General features: G+C 56.3%; 16 protein-coding genes. 12 read left to right on the top strand and 4 right to left on the bottom strand.

Annotated features, from left to right (window positions below):
* The first annotated feature begins 3 nt into the window (after positions 1-3).
* Entirely contained in the window at positions 4-795 is a 792-nt protein-coding gene (locus EGK14_RS19560) for a metal-dependent hydrolase (protein WP_125290763.1), read from the top strand.
* A gap of 291 nt (positions 796-1086) precedes the next feature.
* Positions 1087-2520 (top strand): PTS glucose transporter subunit IIBC, encoded by a 1434-nt coding sequence (gene ptsG / locus EGK14_RS19555; RefSeq protein ID WP_125290762.1) that lies wholly within the window; start codon positions 1087-1089, stop codon positions 2518-2520.
* A gap of 65 nt (positions 2521-2585) precedes the next feature.
* On the opposite strand, the gene EGK14_RS19550 is transcribed toward ptsG, so the two are convergent.
* Both EGK14_RS19550 and EGK14_RS19545 read right to left on the bottom strand, forming a co-directional pair.
* Complete coding sequence (locus EGK14_RS19550) at positions 2586-3251, bottom strand: hypothetical protein (protein ID WP_125290761.1); 666 nt, start codon at positions 3249-3251, stop codon at positions 2586-2588.
* Between the two features lie 245 nt (positions 3252-3496).
* Complete coding sequence (locus tag EGK14_RS19545) at positions 3497-5119, bottom strand: hypothetical protein (RefSeq protein WP_125290760.1); 1623 nt, start codon at positions 5117-5119, stop codon at positions 3497-3499.
* A gap of 626 nt (positions 5120-5745) precedes the next feature.
* Here EGK14_RS19545 and hinT point away from each other — a divergent pair.
* From hinT to ycfP, 6 genes are read left to right on the top strand one after another with little or no spacing between them, the layout of a single operon-like run.
* Positions 5746-6096 carry a purine nucleoside phosphoramidase gene (hinT, locus tag EGK14_RS19540; protein ID WP_125290759.1) on the top strand — a complete coding sequence of 117 codons (351 nt, stop codon included), beginning with the start codon at positions 5746-5748 and terminating at the stop codon, positions 6094-6096.
* A 17-nt stretch (positions 6097-6113) separates the two neighbouring features.
* Entirely contained in the window at positions 6114-6479 is a 366-nt protein-coding gene (locus EGK14_RS19535; RefSeq protein WP_125290811.1) for a YcfL family protein, read from the top strand.
* A gap of 44 nt (positions 6480-6523) precedes the next feature.
* Positions 6524-7087 carry a penicillin-binding protein activator LpoB gene (gene lpoB, locus EGK14_RS19530; RefSeq protein WP_125290810.1) on the top strand — a complete coding sequence of 188 codons (564 nt, stop codon included), beginning with the start codon at positions 6524-6526 and terminating at the stop codon, positions 7085-7087.
* Entirely contained in the window at positions 7071-7913 is an 843-nt protein-coding gene (gene thiK / locus EGK14_RS19525) for a thiamine kinase (protein ID WP_125290758.1), read from the top strand. Before lpoB ends, thiK begins: the two co-directional genes overlap by 17 nt.
* Positions 7914-7923: 10 nt before the next feature.
* Complete coding sequence (nagZ, locus tag EGK14_RS21440) at positions 7924-8943, top strand: beta-N-acetylhexosaminidase (RefSeq protein WP_199746491.1); 1020 nt, start codon at positions 7924-7926, stop codon at positions 8941-8943.
* Positions 8944-8967: 24 nt separating this feature from the next.
* Positions 8968-9510: an alpha/beta hydrolase YcfP gene (gene ycfP / locus EGK14_RS21435; protein WP_199746489.1), complete on the top strand. Its 543-nt coding sequence runs from the start codon at positions 8968-8970 to the stop codon at positions 9508-9510.
* 47 nt (positions 9511-9557) lie between these two features.
* On the opposite strand, the gene EGK14_RS19515 is transcribed toward ycfP, so the two are convergent.
* Positions 9558-11009, bottom strand: a complete 1452-nt coding sequence (locus EGK14_RS19515) for a SulP family inorganic anion transporter (RefSeq protein WP_125290757.1) — start codon at positions 11007-11009, stop codon at positions 9558-9560.
* Positions 11010-11020: 11 nt separating this feature from the next.
* A complete protein-coding gene (locus tag EGK14_RS19510) occupies positions 11021-11623 on the bottom strand; it encodes a carbonic anhydrase (RefSeq protein ID WP_125290756.1) in 603 nt (200 codons plus the stop codon).
* A 541-nt stretch (positions 11624-12164) separates the two neighbouring features.
* On the opposite strand from EGK14_RS19510, the gene EGK14_RS19505 reads away from it, so the two are divergent.
* The 4 genes from EGK14_RS19505 to EGK14_RS19490 form a co-directional block, all read left to right on the top strand.
* Positions 12165-13469 (top strand): NAD(P)/FAD-dependent oxidoreductase, encoded by a 1305-nt coding sequence (locus EGK14_RS19505; RefSeq protein WP_125290755.1) that lies wholly within the window; start codon positions 12165-12167, stop codon positions 13467-13469.
* A 255-nt stretch (positions 13470-13724) separates the two neighbouring features.
* Complete coding sequence (locus tag EGK14_RS19500; protein WP_125290754.1) at positions 13725-14270, top strand: glycine zipper 2TM domain-containing protein; 546 nt, start codon at positions 13725-13727, stop codon at positions 14268-14270.
* A 773-nt stretch (positions 14271-15043) separates the two neighbouring features.
* Complete coding sequence (locus EGK14_RS19495; protein WP_125290753.1) at positions 15044-16747, top strand: ShlB/FhaC/HecB family hemolysin secretion/activation protein; 1704 nt, start codon at positions 15044-15046, stop codon at positions 16745-16747.
* A 36-nt stretch (positions 16748-16783) separates the two neighbouring features.
* The coding region (locus EGK14_RS19490) for a hemagglutinin repeat-containing protein (protein ID WP_125290752.1) at positions 16784-25542 on the top strand (8759 nt) is incomplete at its 3' end.

The following is a 25542-nucleotide window of genomic DNA, read 5'->3' as shown; positions in this document are numbered from 1 at the left end:
ATTATGTTTTTAGTAGATTCCCACTGTCATCTTGACGGTCTGAATTATGAAAGCCTGCACCGCGATGTGGATGACGTGCTGGCAAAAGCCGCCGCACGTGACGTGAAGTTTATGCTGGCGGTAGCGACCACGCTGCCCGGCTATAAAGCGATGACCGACTTGATTGGCGATCGTCCCAACGTGGCGTACTCCTGCGGCGTGCATCCGCTCAATCAGGATGAGCCTTATGATTTTGCCGAGCTGCGCCAGCTGGCCGCCGACGAGCGTGTTATCGCCATGGGCGAAACCGGGCTGGACTACTATTATCAGAAAGAAACCATGGCGCAGCAGCAGGCCTCTTTCCGCGAGCATATTCGTATCGGCCGCGATCTGAATAAACCGGTTATTGTGCATACGCGCGATGCGCGCGAGGATACGCTGGCGATCCTGAAAGAAGAGAAAGTGGAAGGGTGCGGCGGCGTACTGCACTGCTTCACGGAAGATCGGGAAACGGCGGAAAAGCTGCTGGATATGGGCTTTTATATTTCGTTTTCCGGCATTGCCACTTTCCGCAATGCGGAAACGATCCGCGAGGCGGCACGCTATGTTCCGCTCGATCGCATGCTGGTGGAAACCGATTCGCCTTATCTGGCGCCAGTGCCGTTCCGTGGCAAAGAGAACCAGCCTGCTTACACGCGCGATGTAGCGGACTATATGGCCGTAGTGAAGGGCGTCAGTATTGAAACGCTGGCAGAAGCTACCACCGCAAATTTCTCCCGCCTTTTCCACGTGCCGATGAGCCGCCTTACCGACTAACCGCTTTATTTTATTGCTCGTAATAAATTTGTAAAAAAAGCAGTTCGTATCGCCTCTTTGCGGGCGATACGGCTTTTGAATGGGCAAAAACTGGCAAATTTCCGCGAATTAAACTACATAGCAGGCGGTTGTTCAGTGAAACGTGATAACCGTCAAACAAATGATTTCGGAATTATTTTACAGTTCGTAATAAATCACGAGGGCGCAAAGCGCTCCACCCATAGCGGGTCCTCCCCCCGTTATATCGCGCTGAAAAGCGCGTAAAGCACCCATACTCAGGAGTTTCACACTATGTTCAAAAACGCATTTGCAAACCTGCAAAAGGTCGGTAAATCGCTGATGTTGCCGGTATCGGTGCTGCCGATTGCCGGTATTCTCCTTGGCGTAGGCTCCGCCAACTTCAGCTGGCTGCCCGCCGTTGTCTCTCACGTTATGGCGGAAGCCGGTGGATCCGTCTTTGCCAATATGCCGCTGATTTTCGCCATCGGCGTGGCGCTGGGCTTTACCAACAATGACGGCGTTTCTGCGCTGGCGGCGGTAGTAGCCTACGGCATCATGGTAAAAACGATGGCGGTCGTAGCACCGCTGGTGCTGCATATGCCAGCCGGGGAGATCGAAGCCCGGCATCTCGCCGATACGGGTGTGCTGGGCGGGATTATCGCCGGGTCGATAGCAGCCTATATGTTCAATCGCTTCTATCGCATTAAGCTACCGGAATATCTTGGTTTCTTTGCGGGCAAGCGCTTTGTACCCATTATCTCCGGTTTCACGGCAATCTTTATCGGCATCCTGCTTTCCTTTATCTGGCCACCAGTCGGTACTGCCATTCAGGAATTCTCACAGTGGGCCGCCTATCAGAACCCGGTAGTCGCTTTCGGTATCTACGGCGTAATTGAGCGTTCTCTGGTGCCGTTTGGTCTGCACCATATCTGGAACGTGCCTTTCCAGATGCAGATCGGCGAGTTCACCAATGCGGCAGGTCAGGTTTTCCACGGCGATATCCCACGCTATATGGCGGGCGATCCGACCGCAGGCAAACTTTCCGGTGGCTTCCTGTTTAAAATGTACGGCCTGCCTGCGGCAGCGATTGCTATCTGGCACTCCGCTAAACCAGAAAACCGTGCGAAAGTGGGCGGCATCATGATTTCCGCCGCGCTGACCTCGTTCCTGACCGGCATCACCGAACCCATTGAATTCTCCTTTATGTTCGTGGCGCCAATCCTGTATGCGATCCACGCTATCCTGGCCGGTCTGGCTTTCCCTATCTGTATCCTGCTGGGGATGCGCGACGGCACCAGCTTCTCGCACGGCCTGATTGACTTTGTAGTGTTGAGCGGCAACAGCAGCCGTATCTGGCTGTTCCCGATCATCGGTATCCTGTACGGTCTGGTTTACTACACCGTGTTCCGCGTGCTGATTGCTAAACTGAATCTGAAAACGCCGGGCCGTGAAGAAACCTCAACGGCGCAAACGGCAGGTAATTCCAGTGAAATGGCTGCTAATCTGGTGGCCGCTTTCGGCGGTAAAGAGAACATCACTAACCTTGATGCCTGTATCACGCGTTTACGCGTCAGCGTGGCGGACGTATCCAAAGTTGATCAGTCCGGCCTGAAACAGCTGGGCGCAGCGGGTGTGGTCGTGGCGGGCTCCGGCGTTCAGGCTATTTTCGGCACCAAATCCGATAACCTGAAAACCGAGATGGATGAGTACATTCGTAAGCAGTAATCCGTCGGTAAGATAAAACAAAAAGCCCCACCTCCAAGTGGGGCTTTTTTTATGCGGCGTAAATTTCAGCCGCCAAACAGGGCGCGATTCATCCATCCAACCCAGACAAGCGCGCCAGCAGCAGCTGACAGGCTACCGACAACCAGCATTTGCAGACGCGCCAGCCTGCGCTGCTGCACGGAAAACGCATCCTCGCTCCATTGTTTTAAAGCTATAGTTTGCTGCTCAAACTGTTGGTGGAGCTTCTGGCAAAAGACTTCCGTTTGCTGTTGCACTACCTTAAGCGCCTCGCTTACATCTTTTTGCTGACTGGCAAGCTGATCTTCCACGCAACGAGCCAACGCCTGCGATTCATCCTGTATCTGCTTACGCTGGCGCTGCCAGGCGATGTCATAATGTTGCAAGCTTAGTTCAGTTTGTTGATGAAGCCTTTGTGCTTCCAAAAGCTTTTCGTCAAAGGCTTCCAGCAATTGCTCTTTAGTCTGCTTAACTTCATGAGCAATAAGGATAAGCTGTTTAGCGCCCTCGGCCGTTAAGCCTTTTAATTCAAAATAGTCATTAATCAGCTTTTCCAACGATTGCTGCTGTACTGCCAGCGTCTCCTGCTGTCCTTTAATGACCTCATTTGTTTCAGCTATCTCACTGGTCTGTCTTTTGATGCGGGTTTGTTGATTTTGCAGCTGCTGCTGTTGTTCATTCAGCATCTGGGCCTGGGCGATGGAAATCATCATCAGCTGGCCCAGCTTTTTAGCAAAGCTGGCTTGCAGTTGAGCGGCGTTCAGCTGCGCCGTTTCCAGTTCGTCAGAATTCCACCAGCGAGAGACCGCATGACGAGCCTCATGTTTTTCCCTGTCTTTTTTAAAATTATCCAGCTTGTCGTAATCTTCCTTGAAGCTCTTCAACAGACCAGGCACGTCTACCTGTTGGAGCATGGCTTCTGATACGCGAACCTGCGCCAAATCTTTAATGACATCCATTACAAAGGATCCTTTGCCAGATAATTTTCCAGGAGCAGCATGACATCAGCCTCTGCAGCGCCGAGCGAGTCGATGTTAGTGTCCAGTTGTTGATTGAATTGCTGATTCGCCTGTATTCTTGTGCGTTGACTCGCTGCGGCGTCGTTTTGGCTGTTGCTAGCGCTTTTCAGATGGGATTCGATAAGCTGGTAGTCTGCACCTATCATGCGATAGCTTGCAGAATTCTGAAACTGGAGTTCCAGCCACTGTGCCATTTTCCCCATGTTCTCTTTATTCGCATCCAGACCGACTTCCATCGCCTTCAGGCGTTCAGTGCCGGTTTGAGAAAGCCAGTCGAAAAAACGATCCAGGCCGTAGACAACAAGTGACGAAACAATCCCTGTGAGGATAGCGGTGATAGCGGGAGAAAGGATCCCTACCATTGGCAGCAGCAGCGGAATGCCAGACAGAAAGCCTTTGATAGCTTCTTCAAACATGAGCCCCAAAGAGGTTGTTACCACCCCGGCTAAAATTTTTGTCACGGCGCGCGCCGTTTCAATACCGGTCTGGCCGGGCGGCGGATTAATCAACATTTTTATCGCTTTCCACAGGCCGGTCATCCCTTCACGGATCACAGAGACAACTTTTGCTGCTGTGGTAATAAAATTATTGATCAGAAAGGTCAGCAGGTTGCTGATAAATCCCTGCAGTAGGCCGTTTACAGCCGCATCCCACATGGCGCGCAGTTTAGATAAGACTTGATTGACCACGCGTTTGAGCGCCGCTGTCAGTCTGTCGATTAGATTGCTTTTATCAGGGTCGTTAAACAGCCGTTTAAGCTCGATAAAGGTATGGTTAACAAGCGTGTGCAAGGCTACGCCCAGCGCCTGACGGAGTGCAGATGTCATCGCCTGTTGCGCTCCAGCTTTAGCCAATTCCGCACCCTGTTTTTTTACCTGAGCTATCAGTACATCTTTTTTGACATGTGCCTCTGCCGTACTGGCCGTCTGTGCGAGCTTTTCCCTGTCTATGCCAAAATATTCTGTATTACTCAGGCCTTGTCCTTTATTATTTTTACGTACCTTATCAGCCCATTTATTTTTCTCTATTTCCTGCATGGACTGATTGATATTGCTTTCTGCCGCAACGAGGTTTTTAGGATCGTTAGCCATTGCTACCCGTTGCGCCTGCGTCATAAATAAATTGTTACGGCTATCTATTTCAATGCGATTGGCGGAAACGACATGGTCGAGATGAGTTGTGCCATCTCGTTTGAGTTCATTGCCGGTATAAGCAGAAATAACGGGTTCGTCTTTCATGAACATGTCTTTGCGTTTGCCAGGCAGCTCTTTGTCGTAAGGCTTGCGGTTGTAGCCACCGCTGTTTGTCTCGGACCAGGCCTCGTAACGTGCTTTATCGCTGTCCGTCGCCACTACGCCTTTTTCGAAATTATGGGTAGTTGTTACGTTGCCGCCATCGCTGTCAGCAAACATCGCAGTATTCAGTCCAAATGGACCAATTAGCTGCTGCAATATATGGTTTTGACAGCTTTCCAGCAGCTCCTGCAGGCGCTGCTCACGTAAAGCGGGTCTGGTGTTACCGCTCTGATTACTCTCAGCCTCAGCAGCTGGAAAAGTAGACATGTAAATATCCTTTATCAAGGCCTTGTTCATTTTTCGTGGATAAATGTAGGCCAGATGGGTATTGCTGAAACTATGTTATGACAGAGAGTCATAACTTCTTCCTTAATTCAGGTGCTTATTCCACAAGTATTATCTCTGCTGTTAACTTAATTTATCAATAAAACTTATTTATTTTTTTAAAGGGTCGGTATCTGCTGCCGATAATACGTATACCGATATTGTTGCCAACTTAAGGTGGTTTGAAATTTAGCCCAGTGTGCAATAGAAAGAGGGGGCACGCCGTTGCTTCTCGTGGCAAATAGATCAGTAGATCAAAAACAGTAAACCATAAAGGTGACGGAGTAGGTTACCCGGTTTATATCTGCCACAGTCGATATTCGCTGCCAGATACAAAGTACCACTTCGCACATTTTCATTAACAGCAATCCGTCAGGAAAAGTGACCCCCTCTCTGTAACACCCAAACAGGCAAACGTTACTCGCGCAAAGCGTCACCTGAGGCGGCAAATCTGCGGTCAGCGCCGCGAAAAGCGGCAGACAGTAAAGAAAAGCCAGCGGAAGGTTGAAAGAAAACAAATATCTCGCTCATACTGCCGTAACTCATCTCATAGCTTAAGGACATGCACCATGGCTGAAGAAACGATTTTCAGTAAAATTATCCGCCGCGAAATCCCGGCTGATATTGTTTATCAGGACGAGCTGGTCACGGCTTTTCGCGATATCTCGCCAAAAGCGCCGACGCACATTCTGGTCGTGCCGAATATCCTGATCCCTACCGCCAACGATGCGGTGGCCGGGCATGAAGCCGCGCTGGGCCGGATGATTGTGGTGGCCGCGAAAATCGCTAAAGAGGAAGGGATCGCCGAGGACGGCTATCGTCTGATCATGAACTGCAATCAGCATGGCGGACAGGAAGTCTATCATATCCATTTGCATCTGGTTGGCGGTCGTCCGCTGGGCCCGATGCTGGCTGAATAACATGCCGGAGGCATATGATGCGGATTATCGTCCTGGGCGCCATGCTGGCGTTGCTGAGCGGCTGCACCAGCGATCGCACGACCATTGATACTTCGCAGTCGCTGGTTATGGAATCATCGGTACTGTCGGCGGGGATCCTTACCGGCGAGCCGGCGATCTCGGAGCATGAAGGGCAGCAGCGAGGCTCTTCGCAGCTCTATAACCAGCAGGAAAAACCCGTTACGCTCTACTATCGCTTTTACTGGTATGACGACAAAGGGCTGGAAATTCTGCCCTTCGAGGCGCCTCGCAAGATTACGGTCGCGCCGCATAGCAGTGTTGAAATATCGTCGCAAACGGGTAACCTGACGGCCAATAAGGTTCGCCTTTACCTGTATCTGTAGGAGATTATTGCGTGGAAAGGAAGATAGCTAAACTCTCGGGCGTCATGTTGCTGGCGCTTATTCTTAGCGGCTGTGTGGTTCAGCAACAGCAACAGCCTGCGCCCGTCGAGCCGGTGCAGCCGGTTCCCGAGCAGCCGCAGCCCGTGCCGACACAGCCGCCGCCGCCGGAAACGGTGCCGCAGCCGCCTAAAATGCAGTCGATTAACTGGGATGCCAGCGTGACGCCGCTGGTGGCGCAAATGCTGAAAGCGGACGGCGTCACGCCCGGCAGCGTGTTGCTGATCGACGGCGTGAAAAACAGCACCAACGGCAGCCTGCAACGCGCCAAAGCCACCGCTTCGCTGCAAAGCGCACTGCAAAATAACACCCGGTTCAGGCTGGTGACGCCTGAACAGCTTGCCACCGCTAAACAGACGCTGGGACTGTCAGCCGAAGACAGCCTGAGCTCGCGCAGCAAAGCCGTCGGCCTGGCTCGCTACGTCGGCGCGCAGTATGTGCTCTATACCAACGCGAAGGGCGACGTAAAATCGCCGGAGCTGCAAATGCAGCTGATGCTGGTGCAGACCGGCGAAATCATCTGGTCGGGTAACGGTGTCGTACAGCATTGATCCCGTACTGAGCAGGCTGATTAAACAACGATTTCCGGCGGAGCGATCCGCCGGTTCTTTTTTTCCGCTGCACGGCCTGACGGGGCTGACGGCAAAGGTGGAACTGGAAACAGCGACGCTGCTGGCCCGCCATCAACGACAGGATAATCCCGTGCCGGGCGTGGATCGCCAGCGTGAGTATCGTATTTTACGTAAGCTTTCCGGCTGCGAGCTTGCGCCTGCCGCCTGCGGCTATGGTGATAACTGGCTGCTGCTGGGCTGGCAGCCGGGCGAGGCGCTGAGCGAGGAGGCCTTTCCCGGCGCGCTGGACGCGGTTGTCAGCGAGCTGGCAAGGCTGCACCAACAGCCGCTCAGCGGCTATCCTTTGCAGCTGCAAAAGCTGCTGGAGCGCTACTGGCAGCTCAGCCGGCCTGCACGGCGGCACTGCGGCTGGCTGCGGGCATTGCAGCGGCTACAGCGGCGCGGCGAGCCAAAACCGCTGCGGCGGGCGCTGCTGCATATGGATGTGCATCCGGGCAACCTGATCCGTCAGCAAAATAGCCTGCGGCTGATTGACTGGGAGTACGCCAGCGATGGCGATATCGCGCTGGAGCTGGCCGCGCTGGTTGCGGGAAACGCGCTGGATGCTGAGCAGCAGCTGGCGCTAACCGAGCGCTATGCCGCGCTGCAACGGCTGGATGCGGCAAGGCTACGGCAGCAGATGGCGCGCTGGCAACCCTGGCTGACGCTGCTGGCGGCAAGCTGGTACGAGCTGCGCTGGCAGCAGAGCGGTGAACAGACGTTTTATACGCTGGCGGCACAGGCCTGGCAGCGAGTTCGATCATAAGAGGTAATCTGTGGGACCGGTAATGTTAGATGTGCTCGGTTACGAGCTGGACGCGGAAGAGCGGGAAATTTTACAGCATCCGCTGGTGGGTGGGCTAATCCTGTTTACCCGCAACTATCACGATCCTGAGCAGCTTCAGGAGCTGATCAGGCAGATCCGTGCGGCCTCGCGTCACCGCCTGGCGATCGCGGTCGATCAGGAAGGCGGGCGTGTGCAGCGCTTCCGCGAAGGCTTTACGCGCCTGCCTGCGATGCAATCTTTTGCAGCGCTGAACAGCGAAGCCGAAGCGGCAAGGCTGGCGCAGGAAGCAGGCTGGCTGATGGCTGCCGAAACGATCGCTATGGATATTGATATCAGCTTCGCGCCCGTACTGGATATAGGACACGGCAGCGCGGCAATCGGCGAACGCAGTTTCCATGACGATCCTGCCGTGGCGCTGGCAATGGCGCGCCGTTTTATTGATGGTATGCATGAAGCGGGGATGAAAACCACCGGCAAGCATTTTCCCGGTCACGGCGCGGTAAGCGCGGACTCGCACAAAGAAACGCCGCACGACGATCGTTCCGAAGCGATTATTCGTCAGCACGATATGCAGATCTTTAAGCAGCTGATTGACGAAAACAGACTGGATGCGGTGATGCCTGCGCACGTTATCTATACTCAGGTAGACCCGCATCCGGCCAGCGGTTCCTCACACTGGCTGAAAAAAGTGTTGCGCAAAGAGCTGGGTTTTGACGGCGTGATTTTTTCCGACGATCTGTCGATGGAAGGCGCGGCGATTATGGGCAGCTATGCCGAGCGCGGTCAGGCTTCGCTGGACGCCGGCTGCGATATGATCCTGGTCTGCAACAACCGTCACGGCGCCATCAGCGTGCTGGATAATCTGTCGCCGATCAATGCCGAACGCGCTACGCAGCTGTACCATCGTGGCACGTTTACCCGCCAGCAGCTGCTGGCTTCGCCGCGCTGGAAAGCGAGCAGCCAGGCGTTAAGCAAGCTGCAAACGCGCTGGCTGGAGCAGCAAGGCTGACGCATATACCACAGGAGAAGGGCGATGATCATCTATCTGCACGGTTTCGATTCAACCAGTCCCGGCAATCATGAAAAGGTGCTGCAGCTGCAGTTTATCGATCCCGATGTACGGCTGCTGAGCTACAGCACGCTGCATCCTAAGCATGATATGCAGTATTTGCTGAATGAAACCCACAAGCTTCTGCGCAGCAGCGACGATGAACGCGTGCTGATTTGCGGCGTAGGGCTGGGCGGTTATTGGGCCGAGCGTATCGGCTTCCTGAATGATATCCGTCAGGTGATGTTCAATCCCAACCTGTGGCCGGAAGAGAATATGCCGGGCAAAATAGACCGGCCCGAAGAGTATGTAGATATCGCCACCAAGTGCGTGAGCAACTTCCGGGAAAAAAATCGCGACCGCTGCCTGGTTATCCTCTCCCGACGCGACGAGGCGCTGGATAGCCAGCGCAGCGCGCTAACGTTGGGCGATTATTATGAAGTCGTCTGGGACGATCATCAGCCGCATAAATTCAAAAACATCTCCTCGCACCTGCAGCGGATCAAAGCATTTAAAACGCTGGGATAACCGCAAATGCTCGCCCGCCTTATCCCGGCGGGCAGCACAGGCTTTCACTATTTCTCCATCGCCGGCCATCGCTCCAGCATAATATTGCGCGTTGCGGCGCTCTGGCCGAACTCTGCCAGCGTCGCCTTGATATCCCTGTCCAGATACGCGGCGCTATCATGTTCAACGATCACCACGCTGTTATCCGGAATTTTATCCAGCAGCTGCCGTAGCCGGGCGTTGTGTAAGAAAATCAGGTTTTGATTAAAACGGATCACAAAATGATCGTTATAGCGACTGAGCTGAATAGCGCTTTGATGGCTGGCGACAGAGCTGCACAGCAGCTGTATCAACACACCCGCCAGCAGGCCGGGCAGCATACCGATAAAAATAATACCGGCTACCGTCGCCAGAAAAGGCACAAACTGCACGAGGCCCTGACGCCACAGGCTGATAAAGAGCGACGGCGCGGCCAGCTTGTAGCCGGTATAAATCAGGATGGCGGCCAGGCTTGCCAGCGGGATCCGGTTGAGCAGCGTTTCAAAAAAGAGCCCACAGCAAAGCAAGAGTACGCCGTGCAGCAGAATCGACAGCTTGCCGCGCGCGCCAGCATTGACGTTGACCGAGCTGCGTACAATCACCGCCGTTACCGGGATGCCGCCTAAAAATCCGCTCAGCATATTGCCTGCGCCCTGGGCCAGCAACTCTCTGTCCGGCGAAGGTGGCGGCTGCTGGTCGATCAGCTTTTTTAACGCCTGCTGGCTGAGCAGCGTTTCCAGGCTGGCGACCAATGCCAGCGTCAGGGCCGTGAGATAAACGGTGGGATTATCCCAGGCATGGGAAAAGTCAGGATGGCTGAACTGCTGCGCCAGCGAGCTGAGCGAATCCACCTGAGGCAGGCTCAGGCGATCCAGCGTGGCCGCCGCCTTTGGCATCAGCCGCTCGCTAACCAGCAGTGCCAGGCCGCCCCAGAGCACCGCCACCAGCTCGCCAGGCACCAGGCCAAAAAAACGGTGCCTTAAGCGGAGCTTTTGCCATACAAACAGGATCAGCAGCGCGCCCAGCGCGACGAAAACGGACAGAGGAGAAAAAAGTTTGGTCAGCGTTTCCCCTTCGGCATCCAGCGCGGCGGGCGTTTGCTGGCGAATAAGCAGCAGACCGATAGCGGCCATCATGCCCTGGATCACCGAGCCGGGGATCAAACTTATCCAGCGTCCAAGGCGTAAAAAACCGGCGATAATTTGCAGGACGCCCGCCAGTACCAGCGCCGTGAGCAGCAGAGGAAAGCTGCCCAGACTGTCCATCGCGGCAACAACGATCGTCACCAGACCTGCTGCCGGGCCGCTGACGGCAAAGCGGGAAGGGCTGAGCAGCGTGACCGCCAGCCCGCCGATTACACCGGTCAATAACCCGACAAAAGGCGGTAAGCCGCAGGCCTGCGCGATCCCCAGACTGAGCGGCAGCGCCACCAGAAATACCACCGTGCCTGCCAGAATATCGTTACGAAAATTACCGTTCATATCAGCATCCTTTAAACCAGTTTTTTTAAATAGCCGCTGTGCAGTTCATATATGCAGCCGTAAATAGCAATCTCTTTTCCCGCTTTAATTGCCTTTTTAACCGGCCAGGCATTAATTAAATTCGCTGCCTGAGCCATAAGATGATATTCGGTTAGCTTTTCTTTCTCCGTTGTGGCTATTTGCTTTTCGGGCTGGAAAATAGCCATCCAGTCGTTAAGCGAGTCGTACAATCTTTGCAGATGCCGGGTTAACGGATCGGGAGAAAGCGGCGCGTCGATCTGCTGTAATTCCAGCGCGGCCCTGATGCCGCCGCAGCCGTAATGGCCGCACAAAATAACGGTGTTAATTTGCAAGTGTCCGAGCGCGTATTGCAACACGCTCATCAGGCTTTCATCCTCTTCCAGCACCATGTTGGCGATATTGCGGTGAACAAAAAGCTCGCCGGGATGGGCATTAGTTAGTACTTCGGCAGGCACCCGACTGTCCGAACAGCCTATCCATAGCGCTTGTGGCTGCTGGGCGGACACCAGATTTAAAAAGTAATCCGGATCGCGGTTTTTTTGCTGCTGCGCCCAGCTGCGGTTTCTTGCCAACAGTCTGTTCAGTGTTTTCATTCCTTTTCCTTTTTCCCTTTTCCTTATTCGGCAGGATAGCCAGAATATCTTAAGAGGATCTTAATAACTAAGCCCGCTAAAATTTTATAGTCCTATCCTCATTAAATACACCGGGTGATATTATTGGAGCCTGATTTGGTTATTTTCGATATACATCTAAATAATACTGGCCCGGCAATTTACAGGGTAATAAAATAAACTGGAAATAAAGATTGTCCTGGTTAATTCACCGGAGCTGGAGAGTAGCCTACAAAATATTCCCTCTAAGTAACATAATCAGGAATAAAAGAGAGCTAACGTAGCGAGATAAACGCCTTACAGACAGGCTTTATCCTGTCTGAAACGCTGAAAATTATTTAGCAAAAACAGCGTGCTAATAAGAAATGGTTGAAAAAAATTGACCTGTATCAATTTTTACAGGACGGCCGATTTCCCGCGTGCTATTCTGCCTGCAGATAGCGAATAAATCGCCAACCCTATGTTAATTAAGGATATTATTTAACCTTTAATTAACGACTGGTTCACAATTTAAGGGGGTCGTTTGACTACACCAATGAAGAAGATTGTTATTGTCGGCGGAGGAGCCGGCGGGCTTGAGCTGGCGACGCAGCTTGGTCAGAAACTGGGACGGAAAAAAAAGGCGGAAATAACCCTGGTGGATCGTAATCACAGCCATCTCTGGAAGCCGCTGCTGCACGAAGTCGCGACCGGATCGCTGGATGAAGGGATTGACGCGCTGAGCTATCTGGCCCACGCCCGCAATCACCACTTCCAGTTCCAGCTTGGTACGCTGACCGAAATCGATCGGGATAACAAAAAATTACAGCTGGCGGAAATCCGCAACGAGCAGGGCGAGCTGCTGGTACCGGAACGCGAAGTGGCGTACGACACGCTGGTCATGGCGCTGGGCAGTACCTCCAACGACTTCGGCACGCCGGGCGTTAAGGATCACTGCATTTTTCTGGATAACCCGCACCAGGCGCGCCGTTTCCATAATGAGATGCTGAACCTGTTCCTGAAATTTTCCGCCAGCGAAGGGCGCCAGGAGCAGGTGAATATCGCTATCGTCGGCGGTGGTGCGACCGGCGTTGAGCTTTCCGCCGAGCTGCATAACGCGGTGAAACAGCTGCACAGCTATGGCTATAAAGGTCTCAACAACAGCGCGCTGAACGTCACGCTGGTAGAGGCGGGCGAGCGTATTCTGCCTGCGCTGCCGCCGCGCATTTCCACCGCTGCGCATCAGGAGCTGACTAAGCTGGGCGTACGCGTGCTGACGCAGACGATGGTGACCAGCGCCGATGAAAATGGCCTGCATACCAAATCGGGCGAGTTTATCAATGCCGATCTGATGGTCTGGGCGGCGGGTATCAAAGCGCCGGACTTTATGAAAGAAATTGGCGGGCTGGAAACCAACCGTATTAACCAGCTGGTGGTACAGCCAACGCTGCAAACGACCCGAGATCCGGATATCTACGCGATTGGCGACTGCGCTTCGTGTGCGCTGCCGTCCGGTGGCTTTGTGCCTCCTCGCGCGCAGTCAGCGCATCAGATGGCGTCGCGCGTGCTGGATAACATTCTGGCGCAGATGAAAGGACGCGAGCAGAAAGCCTATGTTTATAAGGATCACGGCTCGCTGGTTTCGCTCTCGCGTTTCAGCACGGTCGGCAGCCTGATGGGCAACCTGATGCGCGGTTCCATGATGGTTGAAGGACGCATTGCGCGCTTTGTCTATATTTCGCTTTATCGTATGCACCAGGTGGCGCTGCACGGCTACTTTAAAACCGGACTGATGATGCTGGTGGGCAGTATTAACCGGGTTATCCGCCCGCGCCTTAAGCTGCACTAAGTAAAATCAGGACCGCCCGATCTATAGTAATGGGGCTTATAACGATACCGTCTTTATAAGCCCTTCTTCTGGCGCATCCCTCCTAAGAACTCTCTTAAAAGCTTTTGCATTTGACTTTAAACGTTTATTTCGTCCTGAATTCTTATTGTCATAACTGGTCCTGATAAGCACACTTTACCGGACAAAGCGCGTCGCGTATGGCCCGGACTCTGTGGCTGGCGACGATGCGTAATAACCGTTTCAGGAGACAGCCCTGTGAATAAATCAATGTTGGCAGGTATCGGAATTGGCGTAGCGGCCGCGCTGGGTGTTGCCGCTGTGGCAGGCATGAATGTATTCGAGCGTGAGCCGCAGTTTGCTCAGGTGCTCTCCGCCACGCCAATTAAAGAGACGACGAAAAATCCGCGTCAGGAGTGCCGTAACGTTACGCTGACTCACCGTCGTGCCGTGCAGGATGAGAACCGTATCGCCGGTTCCGTGCTGGGTGCGGTGGCGGGCGGTGTGCTGGGCCATCAGTTTGGCGGCGGGCGCGGACGCGACGTGGCCACCGTAGCGGGCGCGCTGGCAGGCGGATACGGCGGTAATCAGGTGCAGGGCGCCCTGCAGGATCGCGATACCTACACGACCACCGAACAGCGCTGCAAAACCGTTTATGATAAGCAGGAAAAAACGCTGGGCTATGACGTCACCTATAAAATTGGCGACCAGCAGGGCAAAATCCGTATGGATAACGACCCGGGGACACGCATCCCTTTAAACAGCAACGGTCAGCTGATCCTGAACAGCCAGAACCAGGCGTAAGTTGCCCGGCCTCTGCTAAAGTATGACGCTCGGCCCCCTCTTAACGGAGGGGGTTTTTTTGGGCAGGATACCGGAATTTGCTTATCTGCAGCGCCCTTTAGCAGTGTGCTCATATTTGCTCACCCGTAGCGCCCTTTATCACGATGCCTGAATTTGCTCACCCGCAGCGCCCTTTATCAAGATGCCTGAATTTGCTCACCCGTAGCGCCCTTTATCACGATGCCTGAATTTGCTCACCCGCAACGTCCTTTATAAGACTCTCCTGCAAGCGCTCAACCGTATTCTTATACAAAAATACCAGGTGCTTTCCGAATTGATCTGCAGAGACATTGACCTTGTTATAACGGTTGGTTAAGGCAATTCATTATCAACTGCATGACTTAAGCTAAATTTATGTGGTTGAGGGGCGTTACATAAATACCAGCCTCCGATCATTGCCAGAAATGCGGTTGTAACCATCCATTATGTCCGGGGCTTTTAAATCAAATAATACGAGGGTTTCTTGTTTTTTGTTTGATTTTTAATGAAAAAATTATAAATAACCGATTCATTTCCCCCTTTAAACCTTTTAATAATCGTGTCTTAATTTCCCTGAAATCTCCTTCTATTAGTGGGACGCTTAACTGATTTCATTAATTCCGCTCACTTATTAATGTAAGCTTTTTGTAAGTTTCTCTCTTTTTTTTCTTGAGCTTTTGCCCGGCAGGTGCATAATGTGCGCATAAAAAATACGTAATACACATTTTGTTACATATTTGACGGGCGGGATAGTCATGCAGGGAAAAATGGAAAAGCGCCTGAAGTCGGCGCTGGCTGTTATTGGGCTAACCGGCTGCGGTGCGGTTTACGCAGCGCCGGGCGATGAGCAAATTCAGCATCAGCAGGAGCAGCAAAAAGCTCGCCAGGCACAGATAGCGCCAAAAGCGCCCGATATCCGTCTTGCCGAACCGCTCCCCGCACCTTCGCGGATAACTTTTCCGGCTGAAAAACCCTGTTTTACGCTTCAGCGCGTCTCGCTATCCGGCCAGCAGGCTCTGCCGCATTGGGTGCCGTTGCAGCGGCTGGCAAACCAGGCCGTCGGTCATTGCGTAGGCGTGCAGGGCATCAATCAGCTTATGGGCACGCTGCAAAACCGTCTTATTAATCATGGCTGGGTGACAACCCGGGTGCTCGCGCCGCCGCAGGATTTGCGTCAGGGCGAGCTGAAGCTGCTGATTGTGCCGGGTAAAATCCGTCGGGTTGAGCTGGCTCCCGGCGCTTCGCGTTACGTCAGCCTCTATCCCACCATGCCGGCGCATTCCGGCGACCTGCTGGATCTGCGCGATATCGAACAGGGACTGGAAAATCTGCAGCGCCTGCCGGGCGTCGAGGCGAAGATGGCGCTACGTCCGGCAGAAAAACCCGGCGAAAGCGATATTATTATCGAGCGCACCCAGCGACGTTTCTGGCGTCTTGGCGCCTGGCTGGACGATTCCGGCACGGAAAGCACTGGACGGTATCAGAGCGGCATCATGCTGGCGCTGGATAATCCCACTTCATTGAGCGATTTGTTTTACCTGACCGCCAGCCGCGATTTGGGTTTCGCCGGCAGAAAAAGCAGCAAAAGCCTGACCGGACACTATTCGGTGCCGGTGGGCTGGTGGCAGTTTGGGCTGACCGCCAGCGATTACGACTACCACCAAACGGTGGCTGGCTACAGCCGCGATTTTCTCTATGCCGGGAAAAGCCGTTCACTCGATGTGCAGGCCAGCCGGGTGCTGCACCGCAACGCTTCTTCTAAAACTCTCGCCACCTACGATGTGCTGGTAAAAGAGTCACGCAATTTTATCAACGATACCGAGGTCGTCAGCCAGCAGCGCCGTACCAGCGCCTGGCGGTTAGGGCTGTCGCATCGCCACTATATTGGTCCGGCCACGCTTGATGCCGGAGTCAGCTATCAGCGCGGCACGCGCTGGTTTGGGGCCTTACCGGCCTGGGAAGAGTCTTATCACGACAGCACCTATGCGACCGCGCTGGCAAAAATACTGACCTGGCAGGCGGCGCTGACGGTGCCATTCTCACTGAGCACTCAGTATTTTAATTACAACATGCAATATCGTCGGCAGATGAGTAACACGCCGCTGACGCCGCAGGATGAGTTTGCTATCGGCAACCGCTGGACGGTGCGCGGCTTTGATGGCGAGCGCACCCTGAGCGCCAGCCGTGGCTGGACGCTACAGAATACGCTGGCCTGGCAGACGCCGCTGCCTGCCCAGGAATTCTATCTTGGGGCCGACTATGGCGAAGTCAGCGGTAACAGCGCAATCCAGGGCGGTTTGCCCGGACGCCATCTGGCCGGAGGCGTAACGGGGTTACGCGGCGCCATCGCGCCCGCCAACCTTAGCTATGACCTTTTTGCCGGTATCCCGCTCTCAAAACCAGAGGGATTTAAAACCGATCCGGCAACCTTTGGCTTCAGCCTGAACTGGAACTACTGACCCGTTTCTTTTGCCTGACAAGGGACTGTGCGCATTATGAACAAGCTTTGCTACCGCATTATCTTCAATAAAGTTCGCGGCATGCTGATGGTGGTGCCCGATATTGCCCGTAGCGGCTACGGCCATCTTGCCCGTCGCCGTCAGCGCAACTCGCGTACGGAAAAGCCGATCCGTATCAGTCCACTTAGTTTCGCGCTTTGGCTGGCGGCTGGGGCGGTTAGCCTGCCTGCGCAGGCCAATATCGTTGCCGACAGCAGCGCGCCCGGCAACCAGCAGCCGACGGTGATGTCCACCGCCAACGGGCTGCCGCAAATTAATATCCAGACGCCGAACGGCCAGGGCGTCTCGCGCAATCAATACAGCCAGCTCGATGTCGGCGAGCGCGGTGCCATTCTGAACAACAGTCATCAAAACACGCGCACCCAGCTGGGCGGCATGGTGGCGGCTAATCCCTGGCTGTCAAAGCAGGAAGCCAGCGTCATCCTCAATGAGGTCAACAGCCGTAATCCCAGCCAGCTCAACGGCTTTATTGAAGTGGCCGGAAAGCGGGCCGCGGTGGTTATTGCTAATCCCGCAGGGATAACCTGCAACGGCTGCGGTTTTATCAATGCCAGCCGTAATACCCTGACCACGGGCCAGCCGATTATGGAAAACGGCCAGCTGAAAGGCTTTGACGTGAACGGCGGGCGGATCAATATCGAGGGCAAAGGCTTAAACGACAGCGATGCTGATTACACCCAGATCGTCGCACAGTCAGTAGTGGTAAATGCCAGGCTGCACGCCCGAGAACTGAACGTTGTTACCGGACGAAATCAGGTAGCTACGGAAGGTAGCGTAACCACGGTGAAAAACAGCGACGCGACCGCTCGCCCAGCCTATGCGCTCGACGTCGCCGCGCTTGGCGGCATGTATGCCAACAAAATCACCCTGACCGGCACCGAAAAAGGGGTTGGCGTACGCAATGCCGGCGAACTGGGCGCCGGCGCGGGCGAATTACGCCTGACCGTAGATGGCCGGCTGGAAAACAGCGGCACGCTGCAAAGCCAGGCCGCTTTGCAAATCGCTACTCAGGATGACCAGACCAACAGCGGCAGGATCCTGTCAAAGCAGGCGGTCACGCTGGCCTCTAACGGCACCCTGCATAATGACGGCACCATCGCCGCAAAAGGCAACGTGACGCTGACCGCCAACGGGATCGAGAGCAATGGCGGAAGCGCGCTGGCAGCAGGGGTTGATGACAGCGGCGCGCTGACGCAGCCCGGCAGCCTGGTTTTAACCAGTCAGGGCGAGCTGAAAGCGCAGGGCAAAAACCTGGCACGCGATGGCATCCAGGCGCACGGAAGCCGGGTCGATTTGGGTGGCAGCCAGACTGCAGCGGATGGGGTAGTGCTAAGCGCTACCCAGGGCGACATCAGTACCGCAGGCGCAACGGTGACTGGCAAAACGGTGCAGATACAGGCCGCTACCCGACTGAATAACGATGACGGTCAAATATCAGCCGGAGAGCTGGTCGTTGCTGCCCGGGACATCAGCAACAATCGCGGGCTGCTGCGTCAGCAAAACAGCGAGGCGTTGAGTCTGGACAGCGGGCAAATCCACAACAATCAGGGCACGATTGTTAACGCAGGCGATACCCATCTTAAAGCGCAACAAATTGAAAACCGCAGCGGGCTGATTGCCGGTAACGGTCATGCGCTTTCGCTGGATGCTCAGCAACTTGATAACCAGCAGGGGACTATACAGCTGGCTGGCGATGGCGCACTGACGCTGACTGCCTCGCAGCTTAATGGCAACCAGGGCGCGCTGCTGTCGGCCGGGGCGCTGGATCTGAAAGGCGGGCGGCTCGATCTCTCACAGGGGCATACTCAGGCGCAGGCGGTAACGCTGTCGGCGGAAACGCTCGATCACCGTCAGGGCCTGCTTTCCCAGCGCGGCCCTGGTGAAATGACGCTGTCGCTCTCTGGCGCGGCGGACAATCAGGATGGTCGTATGGAAAGCGGCGGCAGTCTGCGCATTGCTTCCGGCAGTCTGGATAACAGCCGCGGCACGCTGCTGGCGGCTCAGGGCGATCTGCTTCTGACCGCGGACGAAGCGCTGAACAATAATCAGGGCGAACTGCTGGCCAACCGGGATCTGCGCCTTGCCGCAGCAAGTCTGGATAATCAGCAAGGACGCATTTCCGCGACGGGCGGCGAAGCGCAGCTAAAAACGGATCTGCTTATCGACAACGATCGGGGGCGGATTGAAGCCAGCCAGCAGCTGACGACGCAAAGTCAGGGAGTGAATAACCACGGCGGCACGCTGCTGGGCGATCGCATCGTAGTGGCTACGCAGCAGGGCGATTTTATCAACGCCAGCGGCAATGTAGTCGCGCAGGACACGCTCAGCCTGTCGGGCGGCGCGACAGATAATCACGCGGGCCTTATCCAGTCCGGTCACGATCTGACGATTGATACGCACGGACAAAAGCTGATCAACAGCGACAGCGGTAAAGGCGGCATCCTGAGTGGCGGCACGTTGACCTTAACCAGCGGCGAGACTGATAACCGTGGCGGCATCATAGCCGCACAGGCGGCTGGTATCGCCAGCGGCGCGCTGACGAATACTGACGGTACTGTGCTGGCAGATCGCACACTCTCTCTTACCACCGGCGCGATAGATAATCAGCGGGGCTTGTTGCAGGCGGGTGAGGATCTCTGGCTTGATACGCAGGGCGCAGCGCTTGATAACCGCGACAGCGGCGAACGAGGCGGGATCGTCTCTCGTGGCGATCTCAATCTGGCAACCGGGCGGATCCTGGGCGATCGGGGGACGATCCAGGGGCGGGACGTTGTTATCGACAGCCATGAGCAGGCGTTTGACCATCAGGACGGCAGCCTCAGCGCGAAGGAGAGCCTGCGGCTAAACAGCGGCGAACTGAACAATCGCGCGGGACGTATTCAGTCCGGCGGTGATATGCAGCTTGATACGCATGGCCGTACGCTTACCAATCAGCAGAGCGGAGCGTCGGGCGGCGTCATCGCGGGCGGCGAGCTGAGCCTCAACAGCGGCGATACAAATAACGACGCTGGCGTGTTGGCGGCAGCGGGCAATATCCGGCTGCACAGTGGCGCGCTGAGCAATATTGACGGCACGCTGGCTTCAGACGGGTCGCTGACGCTAACTGGCGGCGCGGTAGATAATCAGCGTGGCCTGATCCAGGCGGGCCAGGCATTATCGCTCGATACCCAGGGCGCAGCGCTGACCAATACCGACAGTGGCCAGAAAGGCGGTATTGTCTCCGCAGGCGATCTGCTGCTCAACACCGGGCAAATCAACGGCAGCCACGGCGTGATGATTGGGCAGAATGTTACAGTCGACACGCATCGGCAGGCCTTTGACCATCAGCAGGGAGAACTGGGCGCGCGGGGCGCTTTGCAGCTGGATACCGGCACGCTGAACAACCGCGCCGGATTGCTGGAATCAGGGCAGGATCTGCGGCTGGATACCCAGGGCAATCCCTTTATTAATGAAAATGGCCAGCTGATCGGCGGCGGCACGTTAACGCTTCACGCTGGAGAGATAAATAATCAGCAGGGCACGATCGTTGGCAAAAACGCGACCCGGCTTACCGGCGGAAACCTCAACAACCGCGCAGGTACGCTGAGCGGCGGTAAGGGGGAGCTGACCCTGACCGCAGGAGAAATACAGAACCAGGGCGGCCTGTTACAGGCAGGCAGCGATCTGACGCTGGACACCCAGGGGCAGGCGCTGATCAATACCGACAGCGGCAACCAGCACGGTATTGTCGCCCTGGGTAATCTGGATCTGCGCAGCGGCGGGGTTAACAACCAGACCGGTTTTATCGCGGCGGGCAATCTGGCATCGCTGCAGGCCGCTGATTTGAACAACGTTCAGGGGCAGCTGGCCGGCAACGGCGGGTTGACCTTTAGCGGCGGAGCCCTGAATAACACCGACGGCAAACTGCAATCTGCGGGCGATATCGCGATTGATACCACAGGGCAGACGCTGATCAATCAGCGCGGCCTGATTGCCGGTTCTGGCGCGACCCGTATCGACAGCGGCGCGCTGGAAAATCAGCAGGGACAGATCCAGGGCGGAAAAGATCTGACGCTGGCGCTGGGCCAGAATGCGCTACAAAATCAGAGCGGCAAACTGTTTTCCGCCGGAACGCTGACGCTGACCGCGGGGCAGCTTGCCAATCAGTCCGGCCAGCTACAAAGTGTGGACGCCGGACGGTTAACGCTTTCTCAGCAGCTTGATAATAGCGACGGCCTGCTCCAGGGCGGGCAGGAGTTGACCATCACCACGCCACGCCTGCTCAATCAAAACACGCAGAAGAGTGGTAAGGGCATTGAGGCCGGAACGCTGACGGTACAGGCAGACACGCTGGACAACAGCAAAGGCGCGCTGAAGGCAACGGCCATGCTTTCGCTGACCGTGCGGCAGGCGTTGGAAAACCTCAACGGGCTGATCTCCTCCGCCGGTACGCTGGTTGTTCAGGATGCCGCTCAGGGACAGGCGCTGAGTATTAATAACCGTAAGGGCACGCTGATTGCCGATAAGCAGGCCCAGATCGGTGCCGCCTCGCTGAGCGGCGACGGGCAGGTGCTGTCACAGGGTGATTTGGGCATTACGCTGGCGGGCGACTTCCATAATGCTTCCCAGGTTAAAGCCAACGGCACGCTGCGGCTGGCTACGGGCGGCAGCCTCACCAATGACGGCACCATCAGCGCGCAGCAGGCGCTCTGGCTCTCTGCCCGCAACGTTACTAACGGCAAAAAAGGGGAAATCAGCGCGCAGGAAACGCACGTCACCGCTGCGGATACGCTAAATAACACCGGCCTGATAGACGGCACGCTGACGCATCTTGTAGCCAACGTGCTGAACAATACCGGCACCGGTCGCATTTTTGGCGATCGTATAGCCATTGCCGCTACGGTGCTGAATAACCTCAGCGACGGCGGCAAAGCGGCTGTGATTGCCGCACGGGATCGCCTCGATCTGGCTGCGGATACGGTGAACAACCGCGATCATGCCCTGATCTACAGCGTTGGCGATATGCATATCGGTCGCCAGCTGGACAGCAACTATCAGGCCATCGGGCAGGGGCGGCAGCTCAATAACGACGGGGCGACTATTGAAGCCGGACGGGATGCGGCGATCGCCATGGCCGAGGTCAACAATACCAACCGTAACCTCACCACCAAAACGGTCACCACGGAAAACGCTCAGCATCATGATGCGGTGCTGAAAGGCCATACCGATCGCTTCGACTGGAGCGAGGTGGATACCAGCCATAAAAATAAATATAAGGTGCACAGCGCGCGCATGCCGGACGGTACCAGCGGCAGCGAGTTTTATGAGTACACCTATCAGCGGGTGGTAAAGGAAACGCAGATCAAATCGAGCGATCCGGGCAAAATCCTGTCCGGCGGCAACATGACCTTTACCGCCGATCGCCTGTTCAATCATGACAGCCAGATTGTGGCTGGCGCCACGCTGGGTGGGCAGATTGGCGATCTGGATAACCAGGCCACGAAGGGAACGCGCGTCACGACGGATAACGGCAAAGTGGTGCGCTGGTACGCCAAGAAAAAGAAAAAGAAACTGGGCGGCACCAAGACTTCTCAAGGTAAAAGCAGCAGCAACTATCGTCCGGCTGCCGTAACGGAAACCATCGACCTGAAAACCTTTGCCTGGCAGGCGAACGCGGCGCCACAGGGCAGCGGCTATCAGACCGGCAACCGACAGCAGCAATCGGTAAGTATTCAGGCGGGGCCGGTCGGCGCGATTAACGGCCAGCAGGCGGCGACGGCGGTCGCGCTGACGCCGTCTGGCGATACGGCTTCGCAACCCGTTATCGCACCGCGTTACGACAGTACCCTGACGCTGGACAAGCTGGCCGGGCAGAAGGATCGTCCGCTGCTGTTGCCAGCCGGGCAGCAATTCTCACTGACGCTGCCCGCCACGGTGGTTAACGGACAAAGCATTACGCCCGTTATCCGCGCCGTTTCGGCGGATACGCGTCTGCCGGACAACAGCCTGTTTTCGCTTCAGCCTGCCAGCGACAGCCACTATCTGGTGGAAACCGATCCACGCTTCGTTAATCAGAAGCAGTGGCTGGGCAGCGACTATATGCAGAACGCGCTGTCGACAGACGGCAGCCAGACCCTCAAGCGACTGGGCGACGGCTATTATGAACAGCGCCTGGTACGCGATCAGATTACGCAACTGACCGGCAGTCGCTATACCGCGGGCTACAGCAATGATGAAGATCAGTTCCGCGGATTGATGAATAATGGCGTGGCTTTTGGTAAAACATACCAACTGACGCTCGGCGTGGCGCTGACGCCCGCGCAGATGGCGCTGTTGACCAGCGATATCGTCTGGCTGGTTAACCAGACGGTCACGCTGCCGGACGGGACGCAGCAGACGGTGCTGGTGCCGCAGGTCTATGCGAAGGTAAAAGAAGGCGATCTTACCGGCGACGGCGCGTTGCTCGGTGGCGGTAGCGTGGCGCTGAATGCTCAAAAGGATATTACCAATAGCGGCACTATCCACGGGCGTGAAGTGACGCAGCTGACGGCGCAGACGCTGACCAACAGCGGGTATATCGACGGTAATCAGGTCAGCCTCAGCGCTCGCCAGGATATCGCCAACCCTGGCGGCACCATCAGCGGTGATAAATCTGTTTCGCTGCTGGCGGGACGCGATATTACCAGCCAGGCGACGCTGCGGGGCGACGGCACGGACAGATGGGTGGATCGGCCTGCGGGCATCTACGTGCAGGGTTCCGACGGCAAGCTGTCGCTGAGCGCTCTGCATAACATCACGCTGGCGGGTAGCGATATCGCTAATGCGGGTGAAAACGGCACCACGCAGATCCGCGCGGGCAACGATCTGACGCTGGGCACCGTCTCCACGCAGCACAGTGAAAACGACAGCTGGGGCAGCGATAATTATCGTCGTCTTTCGCAGCAGAACGATGTCGGCACACGAATTACTACCGCAGGCGATTTGCAGCTCAGCGCGGGGCAGGATATTCATTCCCGCGCCGCAGAAGTGACGGCTGGCGGTGCGCTGACGGCCAGCGCCGGGCGCGATATCACTTTAGGCACCGGCAACAGCAGCACCGATCTGGTCGAGCATAGCAAGCAGAGCAGCAAAGGGCTGCTGTCCGCCAGCAGCCTGGAAACGCACGACGAGGTGCACGATCTTCAGGGGATTAGCACCACGTTCAGCGGCGACAGCGTACAGCTTCAGGCAGGCCGCGATCTTACCGTCACCGGCAGCAACGTGGCGGGCACGCAGGATGTGACGCTGAGCGCAGGACAGGATCTGAAAGTCACCACTGCGGCTGAATCCCACCAGGAAAATCACCAGCGCGAAGAGAAAAAATCGGGCCTTATGGGCACGGGCGGCATCGGCTTTACCGTCGGCCAGGCGATGCAGAAAAGCACCACTGACGCGGACGGCGCGCTCAATAAGGGCAGCACGATTGGCAGCAGCAACGGCAACGTGACGCTCAGCGCCGGTAACCAGCTTAACATCCACGGCAGTGACGTCATTGCCGGTAAAGATCTGACGCTCAGCGGCAGCGACGTGGCGATTACGGCAGCGGAGAACAGCCATACCGCACTGACCAGAACCGAGCAGAAGCAGAGCGGCCTGACGCTGGCGCTTTCCGGCACCGTGGGCGCTGCGCTGAACACGGCAGTCAGCGTGGCGCAGACGGCACAGGATACCGGCGACGGCCGCCTGAAAGCGTTGCAGAACACCAAAGCGGCGCTGAGCGTCGCCCAGGCGGAGCAGGCGTATGAACTGGATGGCGCGCAGACCGCTGCGGCAACCGCACATAATGATGCGCTGGGCCTGAAGCCGGGCGATGAGGGCTATCAGGAAGGCGCGACCAACACCGTAGGCGTTAACCTCTCTTACGGCAGCCAGTCGTCTAAAAGCGAAACCCGCACGGAGAGCCACCAGGCGCAGGGCAGCTCGCTGGGCGCGGGCGGCAACGTGCAGGTAACCGCCACCGGCGCGCAACCGGGCAGCCGGGGCGATATCACCGTGCAGGGCAGCCAGCTGCAGGCGGGCGGCGACATGACGCTGGCGGCGAAGAACGATATCAGTCTGTTTTCCGCGCAGAACAGCGAGCGAACCGACAGCAGCAACAGCAGCAAGGGCGGCAGCGTCGGCGTGGGGCTGACCGCCGGTTCCGGCGGCACCGGCCTCAACGTCTCGGCCAGCGTCAACGCGGCAAAAGGGCGCGCGAACGGCAACGGCCTGACGCACAGCGAGACGACGCTGAACGCGGGCAACGGCCTGAGCCTGAACGCCGGACGCGACACGCTGCTGCAGGGGGCGCAGGTCAGCGGGAACAGCGTGAAGGTGGACACCGGACGCAACCTGACGCTGACCTCGGAGCAGGACAGCGACCGCTACGACAGCAGGCAGCAGAGCGCCAGCGCCGGAGCCAGCTATACCTTCGGCGGCGGCGGTGGCTCGGCCAGCGTGAACCTGAGCCGGGACAGGATGCACAGCAACTGGCAGAGCGTGGCCGAACAAACCGGCATCTTTGCGGGCAAGGGCGGCTTTGACGTGACGGTGGGCGACCACACGCAGCTGAACGGCGCGGTTATCGGCTCAACGGCGACGGCGGACAAAAACCGGCTGGATACGGGCACGCTGGGCTTCAGCAGTATTGAAAACCACGCGGACTATAAGGTCGAACACCAGAGCGTGGGCATGAGCAGCGGCGGCCCTATTGGCAGCCAGATGCTCGACAACCTGGT

It is taken from the genome of Erwinia sp. 198 (assembly GCF_003937915.1).
In the GTDB taxonomy this organism is placed as follows: Bacteria; Pseudomonadota; Gammaproteobacteria; order Enterobacterales; family Enterobacteriaceae; genus Erwinia; species Erwinia aeris.
Note: the sequence above shows the minus strand (reverse complement) of the source record. Positions and strands in the feature narration are given on the sequence as shown.